The organism is Kribbella sp. NPDC056345, from assembly GCF_042262745.1.
Taxonomy (GTDB): domain Bacteria; phylum Actinomycetota; class Actinomycetes; order Propionibacteriales; family Kribbellaceae; genus Kribbella.
The window spans coordinates 493,055-500,504 of the sequence record NZ_JBHJQQ010000007.1 but is presented as its reverse complement, the minus strand read 5'-3'; the positions used below and the strand labels follow the sequence as shown (position 1 = coordinate 500,504).

Genomic DNA, 7,450 nt, shown 5'->3' with positions numbered 1-7,450 from the left:
CGCCGCCGTCCGGTGCCGCCGCGGCGGCACCGGCACCGAAACCGGAGCCCGCAGGCACCACCATCACCCTGATCACCGGCGATCGCATCGTCGTCAGCCGACGTCCCGGACACCCGGACCGGATCACCGCGCTGCCCGGATCCTCCAGTGTGGTCGTCAGCTACTCAGGCGGACACACCGTCGCCGTACCGTCCATCGCCGCTGCCGACGTTCGGTCCGGCCGGCTCGACAGCTCGTTGTTCGACGTCACCACACTGCTTGCCGAACGCCGCGACGATGCTCGGTCCACGACGTTGCCGGTGATCGTCGAGTACACCGGCGCTGCCCCGAAGGCTCCGGCCGGTACGGCGTCCACCCGCGTCCTGACCAGTATTCGTGGTCGCGCCGCCACCGTGGACAAGGCGAAGGCCCGTGAATTCTGGCGCTCGCTGACCCCGAAGAATGCCCGGGTCGCCGAGTCGATCCGGCGAGTCACCCTCGACCGTCGGGTGCGGGCCAGCACGGACTGGAGCGTCCCGCAGATCGGCGGACCGGCCGCCTGGCAGCGGGGCTTCACCGGGAAGGGGGTGAAGATCGCGATCCTCGACAGCGGCATCGACGGCAACCACCCCGATCTGAAGGGCCGGATCGCCGCCGAGCAGAACTTCTCCGACGCCGCCACCGCGATGGATCACGTCGGCCACGGGACCCATGTGGCCGGGATCGCCGCCGGCAACGGCTCTGCGTCCGGGGGTAAGTACACCGGGGTTGCCCCGGAGGCAACATTGCTCAACGGCAAGGTGCTCGGCGACGACGGGTCCGGTCTGAATTCCCAGGTCATCGCGGGGATGGAATGGGCCGTGCAGCAAGGCGCCGCGGTGGTGAACCTGAGCCTCGGCAGCGGGCCGAGTGACGGCACCGACGTGGTGTCGACTGCACTGAACAGCCTCAGCCGAACGAGCGGCACGCTGTTTATCGTTGCCGCAGGCAACTGTCGCTCCACGACCCCCGCGCAGGTCTCCGCACCCGCGTCGGCCGACGAAGCACTGGCCGTAGGCAACCTGGTCCGCGACGGCGCGCTTGCCCCGAGCTCCTGCCGAGGTCCACGCACCGGCGACGGCGCGCTCAAGCCAGAGATCTCGGCACCTGGCACCGACATCGTCGCAGCCCGCGCGGCCGGCACCGACCTCGGCGATCCGGTCGACGACAACTACACGTCAGCGACCGGAACCTCGATGGCTACGCCACACGTCGCCGGAGTGGCAGCGCTGGTGGCCCAGGCCAACCCGGACTGGAAGGCGGCACAGCTCAAGGCGCGCCTGATCTCCACGGCCGACCCGCAGCAGGCCGCCGTGAGCGACGAAGGAGCCGGCCGGATCGACGCGGACCAAGCCACTGCAGCCGACGTCACCGTGAACACTGGCGAGCTGGAGCTGGGCACCCTGGCCTGGCCACATCCCGAGAAGGACGCCGTCACCCGCGAGCTGAGTTATCACAACCCGACGACGGCAGCGGTCACGCTTCAACTGGCCGCCACGATGAACCCAGCGACCGCGACTCCGCGACTGAGTGCGACCGAGCTGACAGTGCCGGCCGGCGGAGACGCGACCGTCACGGTAACCGCAGATCGTGCGGCGGCTGGGATCGGCACCTTCTCCGGCCGGATCACCGCCACCGCGTCCGGTGCGGACCCGATCGTCACCACCTTCGGCTGGTACGCCGAGAGCGAGCGGTACTCGTTGACCGTCAAGGGCATCACCAGAGACGGCCGACCGGCCGATGCCCAGCTCAATCTCACCCGCGTCGACGGACCTGCACCGGATCTGCCGCCATCCGGTCTGGACCTGCGCAACGGGACCGTGACCGTCCGGGTCGTCCCGGGCCGGTACGTCGTCACCAGCGTCTTCGAGCTGGGCGCTACCGATGCTCGCAACACCGAGCTGACGCTGCTGTCGTCGGACGAGCTGGACATCAGGGGACCGGTCACCGCCGTCCTCGACGCCCGCAAGGCAAAGGTCGTCGAGCAGACGGTCCAGGATCGGCCGGAGCTGCTCGCGCGGGGCCGGGCCATGGCCTACCAGGTCATGACGTCCGCCGGCGTGCCCGTCGGTGGATTCCAGGTGATCAGCGGGACCGGTGATCCACTTCGCCTGTCCGCCGTTCCCGGTGGCACAACGACAGTCGGCCGCTCGGAGTTCGTGATGACCTCGCGTCTCGAACTCCCGCCGTACCGGGTCCGGGCCGGTGGCTCGCGGTTCGAGGTCCGCGACGTCTTCCTGGCGCCGCGTTTCACCGGCACCAAGGTGCTGCGGCCGGCTGACGCCGGGACGGCGCAGCCCGGGGAGCCGATCGACGTTCGCGGCAAGCTGGCGCTGATCGCGATCGCCGACGCCGACGAGCGCCCGCTGGACGAGATCGTCAAGGTCGCTCAGGACGCCGGTGCGACCGCGGCGATGCTCTACGCACGAGATCGCCCGGGTGTGGAGGCGATGGGTGCTTGGTGGTCCGGCACCGACCCGCAGGTGACGATCCCGGTCATGCGGGTCAGCCGCGTCACGGCCAAGGCACTGCTGGATCGGCAAGCGCCGGTCGAGATCACCGGGGTCGCCGTACCGCCGGACATCTACGACCTGATGGAGCCAACGACAGGACGGATCCCGGCGGCGACCGCGGTCACCGTGACGCCGAAGCAACTGGCGACCATCAAGGAGACCTTCGGCGCCCATGACGCTGCCGGCGGCAGCTACCAGGAGCAGCGCCTCGGCGAGTCACCTGGCGGCCTCCTGCTCGGCTACTGGTACCTGCTTTCGATGTTCCCGACGCCATCGACGCGTACGTCGTACGTCCAGGCCGGACCGATCGCGTGGAGCAGCGAAGTCTCGACCTCGATCGGGCGCGGGGAGTCGGCACCACGCAAGTACCGGCCGGGTGAGCAGGCTGCCCAGCGCTGGATGGCGCCGGTCCTGGTCAGCGGCTTCGAGGAAGGGCGCGCGTGGAACGGCGGTTCGGTCGGCTGGACCGAGGACGGCGCCCTGGCCGTCCAGATCAGTCCGTTGGTCCATCGGAACGAGTTCACGCCCGCGATGTACAGCACCGAACTGGCCGAGCTGATCGTCGAACGCAACGGCGTACAGGTCGCGACGTCCGACACCACCGACATCTGGATCCCGGACCTGCCCATCGACGCGGCCAAGTTCCGCGCGTCGCTGACCACCCGCCGATCGCCCGACAACGCCCGCAAGTACTCGAGCCAGATCCGGTCGACGTGGACCTGGACCTCCCAGGGCGGGAGGTCCGAGATCATGCCGGTGATCACGGCAGACCTCGATCTGCCGACCGCGGATCAGCTCGGCCGCGTACCGGCCGGGCAACCGGTCCCGCTGACGTTCGGGCTACGGCACCAGACCGGCGCGGTCCGCAGCCCGTTCGTCACCGCGAACCTGGAGATCTCGTACGACGGCACCAGTTGGGCCAAGGTGCCGTTGACCCCGACCGGTGCCGGTCAGTACACCGCGAAGATCACCCATCCGGCTGCCATGGCCGGCAAGTCACCGTCGCTCCGTCTCGTCGCAACTGATGCTGACGGCAACAGTCTGGAGCAGCAGATCACCGAGGCCTACGGCCTGAAGTAGCGTCAGCGCTGATAGGCCCCGCAATCCCAGGAGGCCAGGCCGGTAAGGGACTTGCCGGCCAGGTCTTCGGGGTAGCCGGAATTCTCGGCGCGGCCGATCGCGGGGCTGCCGGCCTTGAGGCGGAGGTCGGTCGAGCTGGTGTAGAGGGGGTCGGCTTTGACCGAGCGGGCGCCGAGGGTGAACTGGTAGACGGCGCCCTGGTAGACGCCGCGGTCCTCATCGGCGGCGTCGGCGGGGTTGTGGGTGTCGAAGGAGTCGTCGTAGCCGACCTTCTTGCCGACCTTGACGATGTTGTTGCGGAGCTTGAGGATGTCAGGGCCGCAGCCTTGGTCGCAGCTCCAGCCGTCGCCGTTCGGCAGGTTGACGGAGTTGTTGATCGCGAGGGTACGGCGGACCGGGCCGATGTGGCTCTGGGCTCCGCGGGTGATCAGGAAGGTGCCGGAAGGCTTGGTCGAGGTGACCGAGTTGTAGGCGAACACGTTGTCGTCGGCGGTCTTGCCGGCCTCGTGACCGAGCTCGGTGAAGGTGTCGTTGTCGGCGGTCTTGTTGTACTCGATGTGGTTCCGGTTGCCGTTGAAGATCTCGACCGCGGCACCGTCGTACCCGTAGTCGTGGCTGGTGTGGAAGCTGCCGCTGATCGTGTTGTGGCGGATCTTGTTGTCGTCACCGTGCACCAGGACGCCGAACGCACCCGAGTCGTCGTCGGGGTGGGTGTCGTCGTCGACGCTCATCTTGTTGTTGTCGACGATCGTGCTCCAGCGGACGTCGTTCCAGTCCGAACCGTAGGTGATGGAGATCCCGGCGACGTTGTTGTCGGCCTGCACGGTGTCCAGCACGATGCTGTCGCCGAACAGTTCGAAGCCGGCCCAGTTGCAACCGCTGGCCCGGAGGTCACCGATGAAGATGTCGTCGCCGGTGACGTTCACACAGTTCAGCACCGGGCCACCGATCTTCGGCAGCGCGCCGGAACCGTAGGCGCCGACAGTGATGCCGTTGCGCGACAAGTTGAGCGACCCGGTCCACGACGAGCCTCGTTTGAACAGGATCTGCTGACCCGGATCGAACGCGTAGCCGTTGACCTTGGCGAGGCTCTTCCAGGGTGTGGTCGCACTCGTCCCGGAAGCGGCGTCGTTCCCCGCGACCGAGTCGATGTAGAAGATGGTCGGCGCGTCGACGACGGCCGGTGCGGTCAGGAGGGTGGCGGACAGGAGGACGGGACTCAGGAGGGCGGCAAAGGTGAGCACGTCAGCCAGTTTTCGGGCGACCGCTGACCGACGTCAACGAGTCGTCCTGGCCAGTTCTCACCGTTGTCCACTTCTTACCATGGACGCTGCTTACCTCTGTCCCGCGGTCACCAGCCCCGCGTCGTACGCCAGGATGACCGCCTGCACCCGGTCCCGCAGGCCGAGTTTGGCCAGCATCCGGCTGACATGTGTCTTCACGGTGTGCTCGGTCAGGTGCAGCTCGTCCGCGACCTCGGCATTCGAGTTGCCCTTGGCAACCAGCACCAGCACCTCCCGCTCGCGAGCAGTCAGTACGTCGATCCGCTCCGCCACCGCTGGATCCAGCCGGGTGTCGGCGAACCGGTCGATCAGCCGCCGCGTCACCGGCGGCGCCAGCAGCGCATCACCGGCCGCGATCACCCGGACGGCGTTGATCAGCTCGTCCCGCGAGGAGCGCTTCAGCAGGAACCCACTGGCCCCGGCCCGCAGCGCGTCGTACACGTACTCGTCGAGGTCGAACGTGGTCAGGATCAGCACCCGCGGTCCGCCGGCGAGCTGCCGGGTGGCCTCGATCCCGTCCATCACCGGCATCCGGACGTCCATCAGTACGACGGCCAGATCCAGGATCGCGGCTGCCTGCCGGATCGCGTCCGCACCGTCGACGGCCTGGGCGACCACCTCGATATCGGGCTGCCCGTCCAGGATCATCGCGATCCCGTCCCGGACCAGGTCCTGGTCGTCGACCACCATCACCTTGATCGGACGGTCGTTCACCGGCGGCCTCCGACCGGCATCCACGCGTCCACGGTCGTCCCGGATCCCGGCGTACTGCGGATGTCCAGCGTGCCGCCCTCGATCCGGACCCGTTCACGCATCCCGGCCAGGCCGTGCCGGTTGCCACGCCGCGCCGCGGCGACGTCGAACCCGACCCCGTCGTCGGTCACCTCGACCCGCACACCAGTCTCCTCGCTCCGCACCGCCACCCGGACCCCAGTCGCCTTCGCATGCTTGACCACGTTGGTGAGCGCCTCCTGCACAAGCCGGTACGCCGTCACCTGCTGACCCTCCGGTGGAGTCTCGAGGTCACCCTGCAGGTCGAGTTCGATCGGCAGGCGGTCGTCGGCGACGTCCGCGACCAACTGTGACAGATCCGAGAGCCCAGGCTGGGGAGCCAGCTGCGGATCGGCGATCCCGTCCTCGTCGCGCAACGTCGACAACAGCCGGTCCAGCTCGCTCAACGCCCGCCGCCCCGCGTCCCCGATCCGCTGGAACCCAGCCAGTACGTCGGCCTCCCCACGCCGCACGAGATCCGGCCCGGTCTCGGCCTGGATCACCATCAGGTTCACCGCATGCGCGACCACGTCGTGCAGATCGCGCGCGATGATCGCCCGCTCGGTGAGGACGACCTGCTCGGCCTCGAGCTCCTCCGCCGCCTGCTCCAGCTCAGCCTCACGCCGCGCCGCCTCGCGGTTGCGCTGGTACTGGCGCATCGCGATCGCCGCCAGCACCGCGACCAGCAGGATCAGCGAGAGCGTGTACGGCCAGACGTTTTGCACGATGCCGTCGTACGTGCTGTTGCGCAGAACGCCGTCGAACGTGTTGTCCCACCCGCGCTCTTTGATCTGCGGAAAGATCAGTTGCAGATAGCGGACCCGCATCTGCCGGGTGATCAACGGCAGCAGGGTCAGCAGACCGATTGCCACCGGCAACGTCCAGCGCAGGCTCCGGGACCGCTTCGGCTTCGCGACCAGCCAGTACAACGCGAGTCCGAAAGCGACGTACAGGCTGATGGGCGCCTGGTACGACTGCCAGTTGGCGATCAGACTTGCCACGGCCAGCACGACCGCCGGGATCAACGGCCAGCGGCGCAGAGTCAGCGTCAGCCCGGCGATCCCGACGCCGTACGGCATCCAGGCCGGTGCGCTCCACCAAGCGCCGTGGGCGAGGTCCGACCCGACCTCGGTCAGGATCAGGCTCGCGAAGGTGGCTCCGAGCAGGACGTCCCGGATCAATTCGTAGTCCGGATTGCGGAGGAACGCCCAGAGGTCCCGCCACCGTTGCAGTACGGACACTGCCTGGGCCCAGCTCCGATAGCGGACCACGTAGCACACCAACGCCGTCAGCATCATCGCACCCGAAAGCTGCCACCACCACGTCGCATAGGGCGCGGAGTCGATGTCGTACGAGAAGGCGGCGGCCCGCAGCCACTCCAGCACCAACGGGATCGCCGCAGACAGCAGGGTGGCTGCAATAACAGTTGGCAGTTTGCACCGACCGGCCAGCGACCACAGGGCCAGAACGATGCCGCCGTACAGGATCCAGGGCGGCTGGCCGAGGCCGTTGGCCAGATAGACACCGATGACCAACCCGGGCAACGCGACCGCCGGTTCGATCCGGCGGACCGCGATCAGCAGCGGGAGCAGCACCAGCAGGAGACGCCCCCACAGCCAACCGCCGGTGCCCACGTCGGCCGCGTTGAATCGCAGGCTGACGAGGGCCGCGGCCGCGATCGCGGCATCGACCCAGAGCGCACGGCGTTCGGTCCAGAGGTCCTTCACGCTTCCATTGTGGGGGTGGGTTGGCCCGGAAGCCGTCACTCTCAGGAGTGATACCCGG

At 68.4% G+C, this 7,450-nt stretch carries 4 protein-coding genes; 1 reads left to right on the top strand and 3 read right to left on the bottom strand.

From position 1 onward, the window contains the following. Positions 1-3,611 (top strand): S8 family serine peptidase (locus tag ACFCV3_RS26615; protein WP_376034218.1); only part of this gene is annotated, 3,611 nt, incomplete at its 5' end. 2 nt (positions 3,612-3,613) lie between these two features. On the opposite strand, the gene ACFCV3_RS26610 is transcribed toward ACFCV3_RS26615, so the two are convergent. From ACFCV3_RS26610 to ACFCV3_RS26600, 3 genes are all read right to left on the bottom strand, one after another. Continuing rightward, a complete protein-coding gene (locus ACFCV3_RS26610; protein ID WP_376034216.1) occupies positions 3,614-4,855 on the bottom strand; it encodes a hypothetical protein in 1,242 nt (413 codons plus the stop codon). 90 nt (positions 4,856-4,945) lie between these two features. Continuing rightward, positions 4,946-5,608: a response regulator gene (locus ACFCV3_RS26605; RefSeq protein ID WP_376034214.1), complete on the bottom strand. Its 663-nt coding sequence runs from the start codon at positions 5,606-5,608 to the stop codon at positions 4,946-4,948. Continuing rightward, positions 5,605-7,392, bottom strand: coding sequence for a sensor histidine kinase (locus ACFCV3_RS26600; RefSeq protein WP_376034212.1), 1,788 nt, complete (start codon positions 7,390-7,392; stop codon positions 5,605-5,607). The genes ACFCV3_RS26605 and ACFCV3_RS26600 overlap by 4 nt, the downstream gene beginning before the upstream one ends. Positions 7,393-7,450 lie beyond the last annotated feature (58 nt).